A 20,871-nucleotide genomic window follows, 5' to 3' on the forward strand; every position below is an offset into this window, starting at 1 on the left:
TCCTGTTCACATGCGCAGCCGAGATACCGGTGTGCAAACACCGAAAGCCCTCGGCCCTCACTCTCTTATCCGAGCGCTACCGAGTCGATACACACAACTACCGGGCCGCGCACGTCCGATCATGGACGTTGCACACGTCGCGCTGTGGGTCTCGGAGATGGATCGCGCGGTCGAGTTCTACACCGAACTGGGGCTGGAACGACAGTGGTCGTTCACGCTCGACGGCGTCGAGAACGTCTACGTCGGCGGCGACCACGGCGAGTTGCAGCTCCGGCACGACCCCGACCGCACGACGCCGATCGCGCCGAATCGAGCGGACGTGGACCACGTCGCACTCACCGTCGACGACACCGAGGCGATGGTCGAGCGCGCCACAGAGCAGGGCGCAACCGTCGTCACCGCACCCACCGTGATCGAACCGGCCGACGCCTACGTCGCCTTCGTCGAGGACCCCGAGGGGTACGTGCTGGAGTTCGTGGAGCCGCTGGAGTCGAGCGACTGATTTCGGCAGCCACACTCACTTGCCAATCAGAAAGATTGCAACCTGCTGCGGAGTGGTAGTGTTCAGATAAGAGATCGAGAGTAGCATCGTCGAGGCACCGAAAGCCCTCGTGCAGTTGCGGTCCCGCGGCTCGCTACGCGCGCTCCGCGTGCTTGCTTCGCCGGGGTTCCCGCAACTGCACTCGCCCTTTCATCCGCCAGGGTTCAGACGGTGAACCAGCCGATTCCTGGTGGATGAAAGGGCGAGGTGCGGTCGGCGGTTCTGCGGCGGCACTATCGAACGCAGTGAAGATATCCGCCACAGAACCGCCGAGCGTGCCGAGGGCTTTCGGTGTCTATATGTCAGTCAGTGCTGCTGCTTATCTGAACACCGCCTGCGGAGTGTCCCGCACATTTATCACAGTCGAATTAGTGTGTGGAATATGGAGATTCCGCCGAAAGAGTACCTCCTCATGCGAGAGAGCGCATGGTCAAGCCGGTTAGAAATATTCTTCGCAGGAATGGTTTCCCTAGCCGTCGCAGTGGTCATTATATTTGCAATGGGACCAATCGTGCCCGATACAGTTTGGTACGTCGAACTCCCGATAATCCTCTCAGTTGTTACTTTTTCTCTCACACTTTCCATAGTTCTTATACCATTTTTATTTTATCAAATTGGTATTGGTGTAAAATCGTAAAGAGAAGATATTCTTCCAATTGTCAGACTGAGCTGAGAGGGATCAGTCCTACTGTTCCTAAATCAACAGCTCAACCGTGCTAGGACACACCCCAAACTGCGGGATGATTAACAAGGTTGTAGATCCATCAAATCTCTAACTATTCATTTCCAGTGTCCCTCTGCCGATATATGATATCTTTGTAATCAGTTCTTGCTACAGCCAGCTCACTCCTTGATCTATCAATCAGAAAGTGTACCCGACATGTGGATATCTCGTTCGAGATTTACTTGATACATTTTATTCGTGTCTGTGGGCATCCAATGCCCACTGACGAATGTGACAGCTGCCGGCAAGCACGTGTCGCCTGCACATAGGCCCATATCATACCCGCCGAAAGTCAGAATATTCGAATCTTTCAGATGGTCAAACGCAAACCCGACGATTGTACCTACAACCCCACCGATAACAGTTGTCACAGGCGTGCTGGCAATGCCGGTTAGCAACCCAACTATGATACCGGCAACTGTGCCAACTACTGTCCCGAGAACTGTCTTCGTTAGCGTATTAATATCATCGTAGTACTCAACTGAAGCACCAACAACATTGTGCTGGCCGTAATCAGATCCATAAGCCGGACATCCCTGATTTCGATCACCTTTGTATACCTTAGCTCGCTGGACTGTCTCTGCTATGCCACTCCCGGCTTCGTCAATAAGATCATCATAAGCAGTTTCATCTTGCCAATCCTGACTGCTAACCATCTGTTGGGCTGCCTCAACGCTACCAGCTTCCAATTCATAGGTCTCAATAGAGTGTGTGCTTGCCGTAGTAGCGCTCACCTCTATATTTTTCTTTTCTGTTTTTAGAGCCAATTCGTGGACGTCTCCTGTCTCGGTATTTTTTGCCCGAGCAAAGCTATATACGCTTTCTTTAGTGACTACCGTTTCTCGGGCCTCCAGCTCAACTGGCGCAGGGTCTACGTCTTCGTGTCCTCTACCTCTTCCCCTGCGGGCTGCACCGACTGCTGGAATTGCTGATGCTCCGATTGTCGTACCTGCGATACTCAGGAACTGCCGTCGGTTTGTGTTATCTCGCATTGCATTTTCCAATGAAGGGTATAGTTTAAAAATCTTTTCGTATGATATTAGCTGATATTTTGAAATACTACTTTCCCCATACTTTATTGCAGAATCTATATTGTAGATATTCAGGTCAAATACAGTCATTCCCGAGATATCTGATCCGATCTTGGGACTAGTCATCCAAACACCAACAAGAGTACGGTAGTCTCGACACTGAGGAACGTCGCAGCGACACCTGAGACTGACCGATCGTCCACTCCTGGGGGCGACTCGGTGGGGTATTAGTCGCTAGCGTCCCTTCTTCGGGATACGATGGCAGAAGCGAAACCGGTCCAGCGAGCCGACGATCCGCTGGATCTGACTCTCTCCGAGGCGGAACTGGAAGCGTATCGCGATCACATCACCGACTTCATCGCCGAGCAGGCCGACGCGGCCGGCGTCGAGACGGCGATCATCGGGCTCTCCGGTGGGATCGACAGCACGCTCACCTCGCATCTGGCCGTCGAGGCGCTGGGCGCAGCGAACGTCTACGGGCTGGTGATGCCCAGCGAGGTCAACCGCGAGGAGAACATGAGCGACGCCGAGCGCGTCGCCAGCGAGCTGCTGGACATCGAGTACGACGTGATCGAGGTCGAACCGATCGCCGACGCCTTCCTCGACGGGTACCCCGACGCCGAGGGCGATCAGCTGGCAGTCGGTAATCTCCGGGTGCGCTGTCGGGCCGTACTGAACTACCTCGCCGCCAACCACCGGGACTCGATCGTCCTCGGGACGGGCAACCGAAGCGAGGCGCTGGTGGGCTACTTCACCAAGTACGGCGACGGTGCCGTGGACTGCCACCCGATCGCGAACCTGTATAAGGGCCAGGTCCGCCAGCTCGCCAAACACGTCGGCGTCCCGGACGACCTCGCGGAGAAGACCGCGAGCGCCGAGATGTGGCTCGACCAGACCGACGAGGCGGAGCTGGGCATCGACTACCCGACGCTCGACTCGATCCTCGCGCTCCACGTCGAGGGCGGCGTCTCCGCCTCGGCGACGGCCGCCGAGATCGGCGTCGACGAGGACGCCGTCGAACACGTCAGGACCCTCTACGAAGGGAGCAAGCACAAGCGCGCCGCGCCGCCGGGTCCCGACCCGCTGTTCTGACCGCCGGTGGCGGCTCGGACGGGCGACGCCGTCAGCGGACCCGTTGCTCGGGCCCGCGCCCGATGTACTCGGCCATGAACTGCCGCATCGTCTCTTCGTCGTACTCGTCCATGTCGAGGCGCTTGGTCCAGGCCGTCAGGACGTAGGTCGCCTCCGGGTCCTCGACCGGCGTCGGGACCGCGAGGAAGCTCATGAAGTCGTCCGTGTACCGGTTCCCGTACTGCCGGAAGCTCTCGCGAACGTCCGGATCGATACCGTCGGGATCGTAGTAGACGACGATCGCCCCGTGTTCCAGCGCGTGGACGACATCGCCCAGCGGCGGCGCGGTCTCGTCGTCGTAGTACCCGCCCGTCGCCCAGTCGGCGTAGTGTGGCCCGGAGGTCGGCGGCATGTGCTCGTAGGTGAGCTCCGTGCCCCGGTCGACGTGGGTCCGCCCCTCGGACTCCTGGGTCGTCACCTGCGAGACGACCGCCTGATCGCCGCTGTCTGGGAGACTCGATCCACCACCGCCCGCGCCCATGAAGGCGACGACGTAGACCACGACCGCGATCGAGAAGCCGACGACACCGATCAGGATAGCCGGCCCCAGCGAGAGACTCCGGCCCTCGTCGCTCCCGTCGTGCTCGGCGACCCGCCGCTGATCGATCGACCCCAGCTCACCCTCGTGGGCGCTGCCGAGGTGATCGAGGTACGCGTCCTCGCTGTCGAAGGACCCGTCACAGTACTCACAGTCAACCATCGTCTCGTAGTGTGCCCGGAACGGCTTCAATCCTTGCGGTTGGCCCGCGCTTCGACGAGGGCCGCGAACGCCTCGCGTTCCCGCTCGGACTGGCGGTCGCCGTCGGCCGACTCGGCGAGCAGCCCCTTGATTGTCCGGACCGCTCCGGCGTCGTTGTCGGCGACCGCGTGTGCGACCGCCAGAGGATCGTCGACGATCCGCGAAACCAGGCCGACCCGCAGTGCCTCCTCGGCGTCGACGACGCGACCGGACAGCGAGAGGTCCATCGCCACGCTCCGGCCGACGGTGTCGACCAGCCGATCGGTCCCGCCCCACGCGCCGAACAGCCCCAGCGTCACGCCCGACTCGGCGAACGTCGAGCGGGGCGTACAGACCCGCAGGTCACAGGCCAGCGCGAGTTCGACGCCCCCGCCGCGTGCCGCCCCGTCGATGGCCGCGACGGTCGCCCCGTCGTAGCCAGCCAGCGCGTCCGCGACGGCCTGGCCCAGCCGCGAGAACGAACGCGCGTCGTCCCCGTCGAGGGCGTCGACGGTGGCCAGATCTGCGCCGGCACAGAACGCCGACCCAGCGCCCCGAACTGCGACTACCGGCACGCTCGCGTCCGCGAGTCGATCTCGCAGCGCCGCCAGCGCGTCGGCCGTCAGCGCGTTGCGGCTGTCGGGCCGGTCGATCGTCACGACCAGTACCTCGCCCGTCCGCTCGGTCCGTATCGTCCCCATGCCCGACCCGACGTTTCCAAAGGTCTTTGCCCTTCCCGTCGCTAGGCGAAGGTAATGGAGGAAGCCGCTGCGGTCCGACGAGCCGCACTGGCGGCAGTCGACGACGTCGACCCCGCTCGTCTGCGCGACCGTATCGAGGACCGGCTCGACGCCGCCTCGATGACGCCCGGCGTCTGCACGCTCGTCAGCGCGAGCGCCGCCGGCTGCGATGGACAGCTCGACGGCATCAGCGACCGCGCCGCCGGTGTCCAGTTGATCTACGAGGGACTCCGGCTGACGCGGGCACTCGCCCACGACGACCCCTGGGCGGGCGGCGACCGCGACGCCGCCGACCTGGACGTTCTCATCGCCGACATCCTCGTCTCGCGTGGGTTCTACCTGCTGGCCCGAACGGAGGCCGCCGACGCCGCCGTCGACGTAGTCCGGGCGTTCGGTACCGACCAGACCGTCCGCCGCGAAACCGACGACCCCACGCTCGATCGGAACCTCGAAGCCGACGTGCTCGAACTCGCCGCCGTGGCCGGCGTCACCGCCGCCGGGAACCGACCCGCGCCACGCCTGCGTGAGTACGCCAGCGACCTCGTGACCGACGGACTGCCACCTGTCGAGACGTTTGCCGAGGAGGACGTTCGCGAGACGCTCGCGACGCTGACGACCGACACCACGAGCGCCGACGGCGTCCGCACCTCGGCCGACCACTGAGAGAGAGTAGCGTGCCGTCCCCGAATCGTAACGCCTAAAGACAACTCCGGACAACGGATGAATGCGCGCCTGGGTAGCTTAGAGGTAAAGCGCGTCCTTGGTAAGGACGAGAGCCCGGGTTCAAATCCCGGCCTAGGCTCTTTCTGCCGTACACGACTTATACGCGCACTTTACAGATTTATCTGTCTTGAACACAACATAGTCAAAACAGCCTTGTCTCACTAAACAGGGTATCCCTCGCTGTATGGTGATTCTCCAAACTATCAGAACACACAAATCAACCCGCAGACTGCGGCGGGATAGCCCCGAAATTGACCGGGAGCGCATCCTCAGGGACACACCTGATTTCGCTAATCTGTGCTCGCAGAGGAACGAGTGAAGTGTAGTCAGGAACCTGATAGAATATCCCTCGATGCGGCTATCCACGACGATTACGCGGCGAATGGAGTGCCGCCGAAACGACTATTGGTAAGACCAGCGTATTACGTCTATATGTCTGAAGCGGCCACAAACGACGACAGCGGAGACGACATCGCCACGGTGAACTTCAAGCTCACCGAGTCGTTCCTCGAACAGATAGACGATACGTGGCAAGGACGCGGATTCAACAGTCGGAGCGAGTTCATCCGGTACACGCTTCGAGACGCCGTCGAGTTCCCGACGTTCGACCGCGACGAACTCGTCGCCCTGCTCGAAGCGGAGGAGGACATCCGCAAGGAACGGACGACGAGCGCGGAGGAAGCCCGCGAGCGGTTCGGCACGAGCGATGAGTGACGACGGGTGGACGTGGGAACTCTCCTCGAAAGCCGAGGACGACCTTGATGGGCTTTCCCCCGCCGACCAAGACCGGATACTCGACAAGCTCGATAAAATCGTCTCCTCGCCGTGGCGCGACCCGCCCGACTACGGGGAGCCACTCCAGAACAGTCCGCACAAGAAAATACGCATCGGGGGGTTTCGGCTCTCTGTGACCTTCCGTCAGGACGACCAGCAGCTTGTCGTCGCGCGTATCAAGCGTCGAGACGGCGCGTACACCGCTGACGACGATTAAGTAATAGAACATCCTCAATGCGGCGAGATACAGGTAGAGGATTCAGCGGATTTGTCCCCTGTAATCGGTCGTAAGGGCTGTGTTGAATCACTAGACAGCGTCGGGACAGGTCAGTAAATCAAAGGCGTTGAAGCGGGAGACTCCGGTTGTCCATGACCCAAATCTCCCGCTTCATTGGGGAAGTTGTGCCGGTCGCTAAAAGAGTCACGGGCGATGGAGACGAATCCGCCGCTCCGGAAGGAGGCGGCGGATTCGCCGACTATGCGTTCGTTTCTCTCCATTGTCTCCGGGTTTACCTCGACACGTCCTATCGGATGACTATCGACCTGCTGAAGGAGATGCCACAAATAATCGGGGAGATCGGCCTTGAAGCGGACGATCTCCCTCATCCATCAACGTTGTGTAAAGCATTCGATGATATGAGCATGAGCGACCGGCTACGCTCTTGCTCAAGCTAGCGAAAAGACTCCGTTGTATGGAAAGCATCCCGTCTCCTGCTATCAGCTGTGACCAAACAACCAGCATTCGGCGGGATGCTTCAGCAACTTGTATCGCTTGGCGCTTTGGAGTTTCGGCCCGAGCCGCTCGACGCCATCGTCGAGCGGCGTCTCAAGACCATCTGGGAACAGGCACCCTGTCCTGATTGTGGCGCGACAACCATCCGAACCTACGACGATCTCGACCGTATCTGGTGCCGTGGCTGCGGCTTCATGAGTACCTACACGTTCGGTACACCGTTCTACGACGCGGAACTCGCCCCCGGCGAGTTCCTCGTCGCCTTCGTCCTCTACGCTGATTCGTTGCTCAGCATCAATCAAATTGCTTCCCTACTTGATCGGGCGTACAACACGATTCACTCGGCGATTCGTGACGTGGAAGCCGCGTTCCAGCGCGGCTTCCCCGTCGTCTGGGATCGCATCGATCACACTCTCGACGGGCCAACGCAGGTCGATGAAACCCAGCAGGTCTGCTCTGGGTACAAGGGACGCGACCCACCGCGGGACGGTCTGTCCCGCGGCGGGTCGCCAGAGGGCGGTCGCACACGCTGGAGCGGTGAGCAGGGTGATGAACTGACGCTCGTCGCGGCCTGCCGCGACGTGCTTCGCGTGGTTTCTGCTGAGGAAGGAACGAAGTTCAAGGACGAACTCAAGCCAGTGATCGAAGAAGCTGAAGACCTCTCCCAGCGACTGGGAGAGGTCTGGACGGATGAGTACCCGCCGTATCAACAGATGGAGCACGACCACAGAACGGTGGTTCACGACGAAGCATACGTCTCAGATGCGGGTGTTCACACCAACCAAGCTGAGTGTCTCTGGTCGTTGTTGCAACCGTGGATCGAGAAATTCCGCGGCCTGTCCAAGCAGGGCTTGGAACAGGCCGCTCGTACCTACGGCTTCCTGCGGTCATTGAATCTCGCTGGCGCACCAATCCACGGACTCGTTGACTGCTTCGCTGCCGATATTTTTCGCCAGTCTGCGTAAGAGCGAAAAAAGAAGCGCTGCTCGGCAACCAGTATATAATTACTGCGGCGAGATGGAACCGAACAGAACGCCCGCACCACAATTATATTCGTACTCCTCGGGTCATGTTTGTATGCGCGAGAACTCGTCCTCGGACACGCCACACGAGGGCATGACGTGGTACAAGGCGCTTTCTCCGGACGAACTCCCGGAGGGGCGAGTCACGGCTATCAGCTGTGGCGACACGACCGTGGCAGTGACCCACTACGACGGCGAGTACGCCGCGCTCGACAACAATTGTCCACACCAGGGCGGGCCACTGGGTGAAGGGTCGATCGAGACCGGCTGTCTCCGGTGTCCCTGGCACGGCTGGGACTTCGACCCGCTGACCGGCGAGACGCCCGGCCCACACGACGACTCCGTCGAGAGCTTTCCGGTCGAGGAACGCGAGGACGGTATCTACGTCGGCTTCCCCGAAGAGAAACCCCACGAGCGGACGGTCTCGAACGTGATCGCCGAGACGCTGACGAACTGGGGCGTCAGGCAGGTGTGGGGCATCGTCGGACACTCGAACCTGGGGCTGGCCGACGCGCTCCGTCGGGAGGCAGAGAGCGGCGATCTCACCTACTACGGCGTCAGACACGAGGGTGCCGCCGCCTTCGCGGCGTCGGCGTACGGAAAGCTGACCGGCCGTCCGGCGGCCTGTTTCTCCATCGCCGGCCCCGGCGCGACGAACATGCTCACCGGGCTGTGGGACGCGAACGTCGACCGCTCGCCGACGATCGCACTCACCGGGTAGGTCGACTCGCAGGTGCTCGGGACGGGCAACTTCCAGGAGGTGGACCTCGAAGCCGCCTACGGCGACGTCGCCGAGTTCGAGGCGACGGTGCTCCCGGACAGCCAACACGCCGAACTCGCGACGCGTGCCGCGAAGACGGCCATCCTCGAACGCGGCGTCTCGCACCTTATTTTCCCCGACGAGATCCAGACCCAGTCCGCCGAGGGCGTCGACCCCGGCGATCCGGAGGGGCGCATCACCGACCGTGACATCGCACCCCCGGAGGACGACCTCGCGGACGCGGTCGACCTCCTCGAGAGCGCCGAGCGACCGGTCATCGTCGTCGGCCACGGCGCGCGCTTCGAGATGGACGGCATCGTCGACCTCGCCGAGCGGCTGGACTGTCCGGTCCTGACGACGTTCAAGGCGAAGGGACAGATTCCCGATTCGCACCCGCTCGCGGGGGGCGTCCTCGGGCGGAGCGGCACGCCCATCGCGAGCCACTTCATGAACGAGTCGGACCTGCTGGCGGTCTTCGGCGCGAGCTTCTCGAACCACACGGGCATCGCCGAGTACAAACCGACGATCCACGTCGACTACGACGCGATGACGCTGGGGAAGTTCCACAGTATCGACGTCCCCGTGTGGGGCGAGATCGGCGTCACCGTCGGGAAACTGCGGGACAGGCTCCCCGAGGGGGGCGACCTCGCCGCCGAGAGCCAGCGCGAGGAACTCGCCGAGCGGTGGGAGATCTGGCGCGAGGAGAAGGCGACCCGCCGGGCAGGGACGCCCGAGCGCGGCGTCAACTACGCGACAGTGTTTGAGGCGATGAGCCGCCTCGTCCCCGACGACGCGATCGTCCCGGTCGACGTCGGGAACAACACCTACGCCTTCGGCCGGTACTTCGAGCCCGAGCACCAGTCGGTGCTGATGTCGGGCTATCTCGGCTCGATCGGGTTCGCCTTCCCGGCGGCACTCGGTGCCTGGGCCGCGACCCAGGAGCCGGAGTCGCGGTTCGCCGGCCGCCCGGTCGTCTCGGTGTCCAGCGACGGCGGCTTCGGCCAGTACATGAGCGAGTTCACGACCGCGGTCAAGTACGAGATGGACCTCACGCACGTCCTGCTCAACGACGACGAACTCGGCAAGATCAGCAAGGAACAGCGCACCGGCGGCTGGGACATCTGGCAGACCGACCTCGTCAATCCGGAGTTCGCCGACTTCGCGGAGAACTGTGGCGGGTACGGGGCCTACGTCGACGACGCGGCGAACCTCGAGGACGAACTCGAGGCCGCGATCGCTTACGACGGTCCGGCGCTCGTCGAGATCAGCACCGACTCCGATCCGATCTGAATCACTCCGTTCGCAGCGACGAACGCTGCCATACCTCCCTCACAGCGTCTCGATACTAAATGACAGATCTCACCGCACTGTTGACGAGTCTCCTCGGAGTGTTCGCCCTGGCGCTGGTCGTTCGGCTGCTCGTCCGAAACCGGGATCGCCTCGCATTCGCGAGCGTCCTCGTGGCCATCGGCGTCGCCGTCTCGGCGCTGGGGCTCTCCTTCGGTCTCGGACTGACGACCGATCTGATCCTGCTGGTGTTCCTGCCGACCATCATCTTCCACGGGACGACGACCCTCGACGTCCGTCGACTGTGGCGCAACGTCGGCCTGATCGCGGTCCTCACAGGTATCGGCTTACCGCTCTCGGTCGTCCTCCTCGGGGTCGTCGGAACGGTCGCGTTCGACTTTCCCCTGATCGTGGCACTGGTCTTCGCCGCGATCGTCCTCCCGACCGACCCCGCCGCGGTACTGTCCATCTTCGAGGAACTGGACGTCGCGGAGCGGCTCGCGATCACGATCGAGGGGGAGAGCCTCATGACCGACGGCGTCGCGGTCGTGATCTTCTCGACACTCATGGCCGCCTACGAGTCCTCCGGATCGGCAGCGTCGCTCGGCACGCCCGACGGACTGCTCGCTATCGCGGGCGATATCGCACTCGTCGGGGGCGGTGGTCTCGCGCTGGGGGGCGTCGTCGGATACCTCGCACACGTCGTGATGCGACGCCTCGAGGACGAGATGAGCGTCCTGCTGCTCACGGTCATCGTGGCGTACGGGAGCTTCCTGCTCGCCGAACACACCCTCGATCTGAGCGGGATTCTCGCTGTCGTCGGCGCCGGGCTGTTGATGGGCGCACACGAAGAGACGCACCACAAAATGAGTACGAGTGAGTACCACGTCCAGGAGCTCTGGACGATGGCGGCGTTTCTCGTCTCGACGATCCTCTACCTCCTCATCGGCGCCGAGGTCCGGATCGGGGCGTTTTTCGAGTACGCTGACCTGGTGATCGGGGCCGCGGTGCTGGTGCTCGTCGCCCGTACAGTGACAATCTACCCACTGGTTTCGGGGACCAACCTCGCCAGTGGACGACCGGTCCCCGTGCGCTGCCAGCACGTCATGGTCTGGGGCGGCCTCCACACCGTCGTCCCCGTCGCACTGGCGCTGTCGCTCCCCGCGCAGTTCCCATTCCGAGAGAAACTACAGGTGATGGTGTTCGGGGTGGCTATCATCAGTATCGTGGTTCAGGGACTACTGCTGCCGGGAGTACTGACTCGACTGGGAATCGGTGATGCGAACGGTGGCTGACGGTTACCCATAAAAATTCGAACGATGACCAGGATCGCGTGGGACCGAATCACTGATCGGAACGAAACGGTAGCTCTAGCGGTCGTATTCGGATTGGCTTCGGTTCCGTGGACGTACGTGTTCGTGGCCGGGTTACACATCCCGCTGTGGCCGTCGTTTATCGCGTCCGCGACGTTCTACGCCGCGGGTGGTGGCCTCAGTGGCCTCGTTCGGGGCTACGCGAGTAACCTCGCCGGCATCGTCTACGCCGTGCTGACGCTCGCGGTGGTGGATACCTACCTCGGCGGTGGGGTCGTTGCCCTCAGCGTCACCGTGGGTGCGTTCATGTTCCTCGCCAGTCTCCACGAGTTCGTTCCGCTGCTGTCGTTCACGCCGGGCGGATTCTTCGGCTACGCGACGATGTTCAGCGTCCACGCTGCGAACGCGACTGCGTTCGGCCTGACTGGACTTCCGGGAGAGGCAGTCGCGGCCGTACTGTCGATGCTCCTCGGCGCGGTCATCGGATTTGTGACTGACGCAGTGAGCTCAGATCTCGCAGAATGACGAAGACGGCATTCCCTGTGAGCGTCGCACCCGTTCCGGGAGGGCTCTCGATCACCGCGTCACGCGACGGGCCAGCGAGAAGACGAAGACAGCAGTCAGAAACGCGCCCGCGAGACCCTCCGACGCGGCGACGAACCTGCCGACGTCGCTGACCGGGTGGACGTCCCCGAGGCCGAGCGTCGCGAACGTCACGACGCTGAAGTAGAGGCCGTTCAACACGGCGTCGGCGCCGTGACTGACGTAGCTCACGACCTCACCGCCGGTGCTGAGGCCGCCCGACGCCGGATAGACGAGCGCGCTGCCGCCCATGACGGCCAGCGACAGCGCGGCGGTCCGGCCCGGTCGCTCACCGTATCCGGCGACCGCATCGAGAAACCCGTTCGTTATCCAGCGCACCGTCGCGTCGATGCGGTGTGTCGGGGAGTAGTCCGCCGATCCGGCGTGGGCGGCGTACCGTTGCCGCCGGTATCGCAGCTCCCGGACGAAGAACATCGACGCCGTCTCGCTGTCGCCGGCGTCCGACGCGCCCTGTTTCGCCTCCAGATACGTGTGTTCGAGCCCCTCGGTGGTATCGGGCTCGTCAGCACTACCGACGTACTCGTGGAGCAGCCAGCGGTTCGACCGCAACAGGTCTCGATAGGCCGCGAAGTGGAAGCCGTCGAACCGCGTTCGGTAGAACCGGTACCGGTCGAACGTCTCCGGTTCGCACTCGAGGTCGACGTCACCGACAGTAGCGTCGGTGAGGTCGTACGTTGCGACGCCCGTGTCGGGTTGGCCGAGATCTCCGGCCGAGACAGTCGCGTCGCTGAGACGGATCTCGAGATCGGTCGCCGGATAGATTCGGAGACGTCCGAACGACCCCTCGGAGAGATCGATTCCCGTCACGCTCTCGTCGACACCGGTATCGTCGAAGGTCGCGTATTCGCCAGCGGCACCGACGAACTCGACGTCGTCTCGGAACGTCGTGGACACGAACTGCGCCGTTCCGAAGGAGACGTTCGGGAAGTGCGCCCGTCCCTCGACAGTGACGCTATCGAAGTTCAGCCACTCCCGGACGCTACCTTGGGCGAATTCCACGCTTCCGTCGAAACGAGTATCGCTGATTCGGAGGCTCCGCTCGAACGAGCCACGGCGAGCGCGAAGGCACGTCGCCGGTGCGGAGGGCCTCCCGAACTCCGTCCCCCTGACACCGACCTGCCGCCGGAAGACCGTCTCACTCACGTCCATGCTGCCGATGTCACACGCCTCGATGGTCACCGGGTGGCCGACTACCGATTCCGAGAAGTCGAGCGTCCCGTCGACGGTCACCTCGCGGAACGTGACGTGGGCGACGTCGCTACCGTCGACGACGAGCCGGGAGAGATCCAGCTCCGCCAGGTGAACGTCGACATACTCCTGCCGGGAGGGATCGTCCGCCTCGACATCCGCGAGGAACGCCGCCCGAAGCGACGCCGACGTGACGTCGTCCCTCCGGCGCTCCGCCGGCGTGAGGTGGAACACGCATCGGTCCCGGTCCGTGGCTGTCGGACGCGGACACGACCGTTCGGATCCGTCGGCTCCGTACCGATGGCTACACTGATTCACGGGGGGCGATCACCTCCGGGCGGGAACGTGGGTGTGGGGTCATCGGTGGTGTCTCTGGCAGCGCGTCTCCTTTCATAAAAATTTCAGTCGGTATCGACGCCGAGCGTCCCGACGCGAGGGACCGTGTCGACCGTCGGGAGTCCCGCGATCAGCGCCAGGGTCGCGCACAGCAGGCCGACGAGGCCGGCGACGAGCGGGACGCCGAGCGGACGTGCGGACAGGAGCTCTCCGAGGCTCAACGCGAGTCCGAAGAAGCCGAGGTAACTGCCGAGGACGAACAGGGGTACCGCGCCGAACGGACCGTCGCGGTACGCGTAGATCCCACCGAGGATCCCGACGGCCGGGAGCACGAGAAAGTACAGCGCGGCTTCGGGACTCGCCGTCGCGGTTTCGAACGCGCTCGCCGGGGTTCGATAGACCGCGAGGAGGACGATCGCATATCCGACGACGAGCACGACGCCGCCCCTCTCCGTGCGGCCGAGGTCACTCATGGGCGACACGCTCCGGCGTTCGGTTTCGGAGTGGGGGAGTTCGGTATCATCGCCGGGGCCTCCGTACGTGGTCACTCCTGTGCGCGCTGCATCTCGTAGCTCAGCCGGTGGGGCATGACGCTCAGCGCGCGGACGATCGCCGCCAGAGCGACGAAAATGCCGACCAGAACGTGGGCGACGCCGCCGAGCTTGAGCCACATCAGCGTCGACGGCCACTTGTGGATCTGGGTTAGGGCCCCGTTGACCTCGGCACCGCGGGTCCCACCGCTGCCGCCGGCGAGGCTCGTGTCCGCGTAGGTGCTGAAGAAGCTATCGAGCAGCGGATGGAACTCCGTCAGCTCGAAGAACAGCGCGGCGCCGACGAGCAGGTAGCCGACGACGGCGAACAGTGCACCGATTTTGAGCATCTTCTTGATCGAACTGACAGTCGATTCCACTTCGTCGATGGACAGGCGGTCCGGGTAGTCGGATGCCATGCCGTACTGTCTCTCCCGTCGGAATATGACGACTCTTCGGGTGTTGAAGCGGATTGCACGCCCGACCGAACTTTCTACCCTCGGGGAGAAATTACGTTCGCGTGGTCGGAACAGTGTGTTATCGAAGCTGTGACGACGCGACTCGTACGGATTATTGTCGCCGTTTGCCCGGTCGACCGCACGATGGCGTGCGGTCGATCCGGGACAGATCTACAATAATCCGTATCACGCGGAGTGTCGGAGCGTCCCTCGAGACACACCGATCCGATCCATCGAAACGAGACTGATCATGATCTCATCCGGAGCGTCCGACACACGAGGACACCGCAGCGGAACAGGGCGACGGACGGCACCGACGAATCCGGTCCGGGCGGGGATTCGATGACCCCGACACGTCCGACAGACGCCGAGACGCCGCACGCGGTCGCCACCTGGAGCGACCTCCCCGATCGCGAACCTACCCACGCCAGGGTCGAGGGCGTCGACCTCGTCGTCGTCCGGTACGACGGCGAGGTGTCGGTCCTGTACGGGCGGTGTCTCCACCGCGGCGTCCTCCTCGGGGACGGCCACGTCGAGGGGGACGACATCATCTGTGGCGTCCACGGCTGGGATTACAGAGTCGACTCCGGCATAAGCGAGTACGACAACTCGGAGGTCCTCGAGACGTTCACCGCCTGGGTCGACGCGGAGGAAGACGCCGTCTACGTCGACGCAGCGGAGGTGGCGGCGTGGGCCGACGACAATCCCCAACCGTACGGTTCCCCCGAGAGCGGCGACGGGGGCGACGGGGCGATGCAGGGGTCGGCCAACGACATCGACGGCGGGGCCGTCGACCCCGAGTTCTACGGCGAGCCCGACTACGAGAAGGAACCGCACGCGCACTACATCCAGAAACTCGCACAGCAGGGGCCGGAGGGAATCGGCGAACACGGGAGCATCTCCGCGATGGGCGTTCCACGTACGGAGCTGCCGTCGTGGGACGACCTGCAGATCCTCACGGCCCAGCTCGCCCGAACACCGCTCGACGACGAGGCGCCCGTCGACACGGAACTGGTGACCGGGCCGAACGCGGAGAATCCACTCCGACTGGACATCCCAATCTCAGTCGATCACATCGGGTTAGAGGAAGTGTCTGCTTGGATGCGGTGTGAAGCCTACCCAAGCAGACAGCGAGATAGAGGAAGAGCACCTGCTTAATTTTGTCGTTAACAGCCTCGACGAGGAGCTTGCGTTAGATCTCGGCGAAGACGTTGAGGTCACGACGGAGACGTTGTACGAGGTCCTCGCCGGCGCCAGCGCCGGCGGGACCTCGATCAACCACGTCTGCGAAACGACCGACGACTCGCCGCACGCCAATACCGTCCGTGGATATCTCACCGATCAGTTCGACCTTGACTCTGTTGAGGCGGTCGGAGACACGCTCCTGCAACGGGATGCTCTTGAAACACTGCCGGATCGATCGGTGGAGGTCGTCGCCGACCTCCACCTCGATCCCTACTACGGCGACGAAGATGAGACAGAGGCGTTGTACTCGTCTCAAGCGAAACGCGGAATAACGACGTTTCACGCCTATGCAACGCTCTATGCGCGGGTACGCAACAAACGGTACACGCTGGCGGTTCGCCAGCTGGTCGCTGGCGACACCACCAGCGATGTCCTCGCCGAGTTTCTCGAACTCCTCGACGGCCTTGACCTCGGCGTCAAGGCCGTCTACCTGGATCGCGGATTCTACAATAGCACCTGTCTCAGCCTGCTGTACGCGCACAACTACGCTTTCGCCATGCCGATTGTCAAGTGGGGTGAGACGATTCAGAACGAACTTAGCAGCGGCTGGAGCCGCGAGATCGAACACGATCTCGCCGGCAAGGTGACGTTCCCTGTGTTCATCGACTGCGTCTACCAGCAAGGACGATACGACGAACACGGGGTGGCGCGTCACGGCTACGCCGCTGACGCGCCGTTTATCGACACACCACGAGATGCACGAGAGCACTACAGCAAGCGCTTCGGCATCGAATCGAGCTACCGATTAGCCAAGCAGAGCCTCGCGTTCACCAGTTCTGAGGATGCTGGTCTGCGACTGGTGATGTTTGTGGTGAGCCTGCTGCTCCAGAACAGCTGGCGGTATCTCCACTGGAGGTACGTGGCGGCGCCCCGCCGCGGGGGGCGCCGCCTCTGGCAGTGGTCATTCACGGAATTCTGTGAGATGGTGCTGCGAGCAGCCTGGACAGCGCTCGGTGTGCGCAGGACAGTTCCAGCAAACCAACCACTCGACGACCGGTTCTTCCGGTAGCTGTCCGCCGATCAGGACAGTGGTCGTGAGTGGCAACACCGTCGCGTCGGCGGCGATTTGCCGCCGACAGCGACTCCGAATTACCGAGACTCTCCGTCTGTGTCATTTTGAGAACTAACTACGCATCGAAAACGCAGATTCACGCTCTAATGGAGCGATTAGAGAGTTCTTGATGTGATCGACTGAAACTGGAATGCCTGACGGTGTGGTCACCAGCGGTTACAACGACAACCCTGGCTACCTGATCGGCTGGATTGGCCTATCAGTAGTCCCCGTGATCGACATTCCGGCGGACCTCCGTGACGCCGCACAGAACACCGGACAGGGAGATTACGGGGACGCAGCTCTCGACGCTGTCAGTCTCGCTCCCTTCTTGGCATCTGACGCACCGAAGGCTATCAAAATCAGTACCAAATGGGTCAAAGTCAACCCGGGTAAATCCGACGAGGCGTATGCAGCACTCCGGAAGTCGGGACTGACCAAGAATCTCAAATTGGATGATCGGGTCAAAATCGCATCGGCCTTCAAGCAATATGACGCAGCGATCATCCGGATCAGTGAGGATGTTGGCAAAAAAAGGGCCGGTACGAAACTCGCCAAAAGACTTGATAAGCCAACAGCAAAGCGCCTCGCAACCTACGAAGGCCCCTATGCGACTGACATCAAACGCTCAGTAGTTGGCTTCTACGCAGAAGGTTCTGGTGGAGACGACTTCGTACGATACATGACCATTGCGAAAGTGAAAACATTCACGTCTGATCTTAAATATCTAGAAAAAACCCAGATTAACTACAGAGGTGCTGCACAAAGCTTTGCAAGTCAAACCAAATACCGAAGCCCAAGTGCATGGAACCCTGCGAAAGGAGCGTTACTTGAAACTCGGATCGGAGCCAAACTGTCGAAAAATGGTGAAGAAGTTTCGGCGATCGGCAAGGCTACCAAATTACCACGATGGTCAAAACTAAGTGAGGCTAAAAAACAACGGGTCATAGAGAACAGTCCAGACGGGGCTTCAAAAGAGGACATAGCGGGTGCGCTAAATGGTGGACAATTAGAACTAGACGTGATAGCAAACGGCAGATATATCGAAGCCAAAAATAAACCGAGCGGCCTGGAACCTGATAAAATCAGAACTAAATTTATCAGATACCGGGCCGCGCAGGCACTCAGGAAGGCTCCTGAGGGGGATATGGTGATTCGGGTAAGTAAAAAAGCGGACGAAAATAACGCAATTCCCCCAAAGTTGAAAAAATACGTCGAAAATACGGAGGGCATCCGAATAGGGGATCCCGTAAGTGTAACTGGATAGACCCTCATACTCAGTTAACAAGCAGCGATACGGGATACACTCAGAAGTAAAATGTCAAAGATAATTCACATAACAAAAGGTCAACCGGTAGAAGAGATTCACCAGAGGCTGCTATCATACATTGATAGTAGCGATCAGTACACGCTCCAAAATAATGGCGAAAATGCGTTCGGAGAAAAGCGTATAAATGTTAAGAAAGATGCTCTCAGGTTTAAAATCGTCATCTCAGAGGGGACAGGGCATGAATACCCGGAAGGAACAATCGTCCGGATATTTGCGCCGTACGATACTTTTGAGCCTGAAACTGTAGTAGACGCAACGAAGGCCTACGATGCACTCATCAAGACGGCAAAGGAAACGTACGCAGAAATCGAGACCGCCGTAAAGGCGTCGTACGGTATTGAAGAACACCAGCCGATGCATCACCCAGTGTCAGCAGACGACTTGCCGCCCTCAGATCGAAAGTTCCTGACTTGGCTGGATATCTTCCCGCCAGAGGAGGTGGAGACCATCGGTGAACAGCGTCTGTTGACTGCACCAGCCGACGTAAGTGAGCAACTACCAGACGGGAGTATCATTCTCGTCTCGAAGCACATGCCAGACCACCCAGAGCCACTTGACGACATCGCAGACCACGTCGGGATCCGTTCCTGGCAAGACTACCCGGAAGAACGCGTCTCTGAGACGAATTTCGAACGCTAAGTGCCGAAACCGGCGGTTGATGGCAATGTCGTGGTTGATCGATCTCGTTCTCGACAACGGGTGTTTTTTGATCGTCTCGAACCATCCGCTTTCCGACGACCTCATTGAGGAAATCACAGATCACATCGGAATTCAGTTCTGGGGAGAAGACCAGGAGTTCGTGCCGTAGCCAGCCCCCGAACGAACTGATATGCGGACATATAACCGTTCTACTGTTGCTTTTGCTTGAGAATGGTGATACCAACCTTCGCCTGCCATTTGTCTTTAGCTAAGACTCACACCTCGGTTGTGTAGCGGTAGCGAGCGTCTCTTGTAAGATCGGTCGTTGCTGGTGAATCTTCTGTGCGTCCTCGATCAGCCGTTCCAACAGGGGCGGTGGCGAGTAGCCGAGGTACTCGCCGAGTTCGTGGAGAATGAGCTGGGCGTGCGACCGGAAGGTCGCCGCCCAGCGCTCCGGTGGAAACACGATCTCATCGTCAGCCTGCTCAGTGACCAAGTCCAACAGATCTCGACTCACCAGCAGCGACAGCAACGACGCATACAGTAGAATTTCCACGACAGCAGAGTTGCTCGTGTCGAATTCGTCCAATTCGTACTGCGTTTTCAACTCACGGAACAGCGTTTCTACTTCCCATCGACATCGATACAGCATCGCTAGATCTGACGGGAGAAACTCCTCTCTCGGCAGATTCGTCATGTACAGATGGTAGTCGTCGGCGTCCTCGTCGCGGACGCCGACGACGCGGAACCGCTTCGTGTCCAGCGAACGAGTTCCCTCGTACTGTCCCCGCTTGAACTCGACTTCGACCTCAACGTCGATGTACTGCCGCGAGAGATCATTGACCACATCGTGGATCTGCTTGCCCTCCAAGGGAATGGCGCGCCCGCGCCATTCCCGTAATTCCGCCGTTATCACCGGATTTGCGTTCTTCTTCAGCCGACTCACGAAGAAGCCGTCGTTCTCGTCGATCAGCGCAAAACGGCGGTACTTGAAGTACGCGCGATCGAATAGAACCAGCCTTGCAGCCATGACCCCGTCTTGAACAGCGTACTGTCGTGCGTTTTCTCGTCAGTCACGTCGATCCGTTCAATTGTCTGGTCGGTGGCGTTGTGGAGCAGGTGGAGCCGTGCTCCAGCCTGCTCCTCGTGGCAGCCTTCGTACGCCTCAGAGAGGAACTCGTGCAACCGCAACACGGTTCCATCAGCAATCATCACATCCCTGAATCGGTCGATATCAGCGTCAACAGCGTTCGGAACAGCGACCTCGTCGAGACCGCGCTCGACGAGGTCGCGCAGATATTCTGCGAGCGTCGGCGTTAACCGCTGATAGAAGCCACCAGGGGAGAGTGTCTCGTCAGCCGTCGAGTTGTAGCTCCGTCTGAATCCAGCGAGTGTTCGGCTCTCGCCTGCGGCGAAGCCGAACACGAGCGCCCACACGAGAACGGAAATCTGGAGCTTGCCTTCTCGCTCGATCACGCCGAGTTCCTCGGCGTGCTCTTCGAGGAACTCGGAGGGAAACAGTGTAGTGAGTCGACGCATGATTCTCGATGAGGAGGTTTCTGTGTGCACAGCGGACACCTCCTCATTCCTCTCGAAAAGTAGCCTCGATAAGCCGTCGCTGTCACGCGGTTTATTTTTTACTCAGCTTTGAACGTTAGCGTCGGCTGTTGAGTGAACGAAGAGGTGATCGATCTCCTCCATGAGGTCATCGACGCCACGATCATTGTTGTCTCGAACCCACGAGAGGAGGTTGTAAACGGCTTCTTTCAGGGAGTGCTCAAGGTTCGCTCGAAGCGATGACGCTTTCGAGCGAACCGTCCCCAAGGCGCTCGATTCGGGATCAAGACGAACGAGACTGTAGGCAGCCATCAGAAGGTGCCAGTGCCGACTGGCACCTTCGTCGGTCTGCATCTCGCAGTCTCCCAAGCCGAGATCCTGCTTCGAGTCCTCGAAGAACGTCTCGATGCGCCACCGCATCCCGTAGGAGCGAATAA

The 20,871-nt window shown here is 60.9% G+C and carries 22 protein-coding genes, 1 tRNA gene and 2 pseudogenes; 17 read left to right on the forward strand and 8 right to left on the reverse strand.

The window, feature by feature from the left end:
- The first annotated feature begins 121 nt into the window (after nucleotides 1-121).
- Nucleotides 122-502 carry a VOC family protein gene (locus tag HALKA_RS0107225; RefSeq protein WP_015762135.1) on the forward strand — a complete coding sequence of 127 codons (381 nt, stop codon included), beginning with the start codon at nucleotides 122-124 and terminating at the stop codon, nucleotides 500-502.
- A 421-nt stretch (nucleotides 503-923) separates the two neighbouring features.
- The gene (locus HALKA_RS20855; protein WP_015762134.1) at nucleotides 924-1,178 is read left to right on the forward strand and encodes a hypothetical protein; all 255 of its coding nucleotides are present in this window, start codon (nucleotides 924-926) and stop codon (nucleotides 1,176-1,178) included.
- A gap of 221 nt (nucleotides 1,179-1,399) precedes the next feature.
- Here the strand turns inward: HALKA_RS20855 and HALKA_RS20860 are convergent, their stop codons facing one another.
- Complete coding sequence (locus tag HALKA_RS20860) at nucleotides 1,400-2,422, reverse strand: glycine zipper family protein (RefSeq protein WP_155119377.1); 1,023 nt, start codon at nucleotides 2,420-2,422, stop codon at nucleotides 1,400-1,402.
- 132 nt (nucleotides 2,423-2,554) lie between these two features.
- Here HALKA_RS20860 and HALKA_RS0107230 point away from each other — a divergent pair, with 132 nt between their 5' ends.
- A complete protein-coding gene (locus HALKA_RS0107230) occupies nucleotides 2,555-3,388 on the forward strand; it encodes an NAD+ synthase (protein WP_018257352.1) in 834 nt (277 codons plus the stop codon).
- A gap of 31 nt (nucleotides 3,389-3,419) precedes the next feature.
- On the opposite strand, the gene HALKA_RS0107235 is transcribed toward HALKA_RS0107230, so the two are convergent.
- Nucleotides 3,420-4,127: a thioredoxin-like domain-containing protein gene (locus tag HALKA_RS0107235; RefSeq protein WP_026190198.1), complete on the reverse strand. Its 708-nt coding sequence runs from the start codon at nucleotides 4,125-4,127 to the stop codon at nucleotides 3,420-3,422.
- A 26-nt stretch (nucleotides 4,128-4,153) separates the two neighbouring features.
- Entirely contained in the window at nucleotides 4,154-4,846 is a 693-nt protein-coding gene (locus HALKA_RS0107240) for an enoyl-CoA hydratase/isomerase family protein (protein WP_018257353.1), read from the reverse strand.
- Between the two features lie 54 nt (nucleotides 4,847-4,900).
- On the opposite strand from HALKA_RS0107240, the gene HALKA_RS0107245 reads away from it, so the two are divergent.
- From HALKA_RS0107245 to HALKA_RS0107285, 10 genes and pseudogenes are all read left to right on the forward strand, one after another.
- On the forward strand, nucleotides 4,901-5,548 hold the full coding sequence (locus HALKA_RS0107245; protein WP_018257354.1) for a DUF7114 family protein: 648 nt from the start codon (nucleotides 4,901-4,903) through the stop codon (nucleotides 5,546-5,548).
- Between the two features lie 67 nt (nucleotides 5,549-5,615).
- Nucleotides 5,616-5,687, forward strand: a tRNA-Thr gene (locus HALKA_RS0107250).
- Between the two features lie 353 nt (nucleotides 5,688-6,040).
- Complete coding sequence (locus tag HALKA_RS0107255) at nucleotides 6,041-6,322, forward strand: ribbon-helix-helix domain-containing protein (protein ID WP_018257355.1); 282 nt, start codon at nucleotides 6,041-6,043, stop codon at nucleotides 6,320-6,322.
- Nucleotides 6,315-6,599: a type II toxin-antitoxin system RelE family toxin gene (locus HALKA_RS0107260; protein ID WP_018257356.1), complete on the forward strand. Its 285-nt coding sequence runs from the start codon at nucleotides 6,315-6,317 to the stop codon at nucleotides 6,597-6,599. Before HALKA_RS0107255 ends, HALKA_RS0107260 begins: the two co-directional genes overlap by 8 nt.
- Nucleotides 6,600-6,751: 152 nt before the next feature.
- Nucleotides 6,752-7,030 (forward strand): annotated as a pseudogene (locus HALKA_RS19310) (IS5/IS1182 family transposase); the annotation flags it as partial.
- 102 nt (nucleotides 7,031-7,132) lie between these two features.
- Nucleotides 7,133-8,080, forward strand: a complete 948-nt coding sequence (locus tag HALKA_RS0107270) for an IS1595 family transposase (RefSeq protein ID WP_018257358.1) — start codon at nucleotides 7,133-7,135, stop codon at nucleotides 8,078-8,080.
- Nucleotides 8,081-8,192: 112 nt separating this feature from the next.
- Nucleotides 8,193-8,858 carry a thiamine pyrophosphate-binding protein gene (locus HALKA_RS21595; protein ID WP_018257359.1) on the forward strand — a complete coding sequence of 222 codons (666 nt, stop codon included), beginning with the start codon at nucleotides 8,193-8,195 and terminating at the stop codon, nucleotides 8,856-8,858.
- Nucleotides 8,859-8,870: 12 nt separating this feature from the next.
- A complete protein-coding gene (locus tag HALKA_RS19315) occupies nucleotides 8,871-10,187 on the forward strand; it encodes a thiamine pyrophosphate-binding protein (RefSeq protein ID WP_018257360.1) in 1,317 nt (438 codons plus the stop codon).
- Between the two features lie 59 nt (nucleotides 10,188-10,246).
- Nucleotides 10,247-11,479, forward strand: coding sequence for a cation:proton antiporter (locus HALKA_RS0107280; RefSeq protein ID WP_018257361.1), 1,233 nt, complete (start codon nucleotides 10,247-10,249; stop codon nucleotides 11,477-11,479).
- A 24-nt stretch (nucleotides 11,480-11,503) separates the two neighbouring features.
- On the forward strand, nucleotides 11,504-12,022 hold the full coding sequence (locus HALKA_RS0107285) for a DUF1097 domain-containing protein (RefSeq protein ID WP_026190200.1): 519 nt from the start codon (nucleotides 11,504-11,506) through the stop codon (nucleotides 12,020-12,022).
- A gap of 51 nt (nucleotides 12,023-12,073) precedes the next feature.
- On the opposite strand, the gene HALKA_RS0107290 is transcribed toward HALKA_RS0107285, so the two are convergent.
- The 3 genes from HALKA_RS0107290 to HALKA_RS0107300 form a co-directional block, all read right to left on the reverse strand.
- Nucleotides 12,074-13,522, reverse strand: a complete 1,449-nt coding sequence (locus HALKA_RS0107290; protein WP_018257363.1) for a potassium channel family protein — start codon at nucleotides 13,520-13,522, stop codon at nucleotides 12,074-12,076.
- A gap of 167 nt (nucleotides 13,523-13,689) precedes the next feature.
- On the reverse strand, nucleotides 13,690-14,097 hold the full coding sequence (locus HALKA_RS0107295; protein ID WP_018257364.1) for a hypothetical protein: 408 nt from the start codon (nucleotides 14,095-14,097) through the stop codon (nucleotides 13,690-13,692).
- A gap of 71 nt (nucleotides 14,098-14,168) precedes the next feature.
- Nucleotides 14,169-14,573, reverse strand: a complete 405-nt coding sequence (locus tag HALKA_RS0107300) for a hypothetical protein (RefSeq protein ID WP_018257365.1) — start codon at nucleotides 14,571-14,573, stop codon at nucleotides 14,169-14,171.
- A 381-nt stretch (nucleotides 14,574-14,954) separates the two neighbouring features.
- On the opposite strand from HALKA_RS0107300, the gene HALKA_RS19320 reads away from it, so the two are divergent.
- From HALKA_RS19320 to HALKA_RS0107315, 4 genes are all read left to right on the forward strand, one after another.
- On the forward strand, nucleotides 14,955-15,770 hold the full coding sequence (locus HALKA_RS19320; protein WP_080505839.1) for a Rieske (2Fe-2S) protein: 816 nt from the start codon (nucleotides 14,955-14,957) through the stop codon (nucleotides 15,768-15,770).
- Nucleotides 15,721-16,866, forward strand: a complete 1,146-nt coding sequence (locus tag HALKA_RS0107310) for an ISH3 family transposase (RefSeq protein ID WP_018257367.1) — start codon at nucleotides 15,721-15,723, stop codon at nucleotides 16,864-16,866. The genes HALKA_RS19320 and HALKA_RS0107310 overlap by 50 nt, the downstream gene beginning before the upstream one ends.
- A gap of 193 nt (nucleotides 16,867-17,059) precedes the next feature.
- Nucleotides 17,060-18,175 carry a hypothetical protein gene (locus tag HALKA_RS21600; protein WP_211206016.1) on the forward strand — a complete coding sequence of 372 codons (1,116 nt, stop codon included), beginning with the start codon at nucleotides 17,060-17,062 and terminating at the stop codon, nucleotides 18,173-18,175.
- A 51-nt stretch (nucleotides 18,176-18,226) separates the two neighbouring features.
- Nucleotides 18,227-18,877: a hypothetical protein gene (locus HALKA_RS0107315; RefSeq protein WP_018257368.1), complete on the forward strand. Its 651-nt coding sequence runs from the start codon at nucleotides 18,227-18,229 to the stop codon at nucleotides 18,875-18,877.
- A gap of 268 nt (nucleotides 18,878-19,145) precedes the next feature.
- Here HALKA_RS0107315 and HALKA_RS19325 read toward each other — a convergent pair.
- Nucleotides 19,146-20,416 (reverse strand): annotated as a pseudogene (locus tag HALKA_RS19325) (IS4 family transposase).
- Between the two features lie 102 nt (nucleotides 20,417-20,518).
- Nucleotides 20,519-20,871: transposase (locus tag HALKA_RS20865; RefSeq protein ID WP_044956500.1), on the reverse strand; the 353-nt coding region annotated here is incomplete at its 5' end.

It is taken from the genome of Halomicrobium katesii DSM 19301 (assembly GCF_000379085.1).
GTDB lineage: Archaea > Halobacteriota > Halobacteria > Halobacteriales > Haloarculaceae > Halomicrobium > Halomicrobium katesii.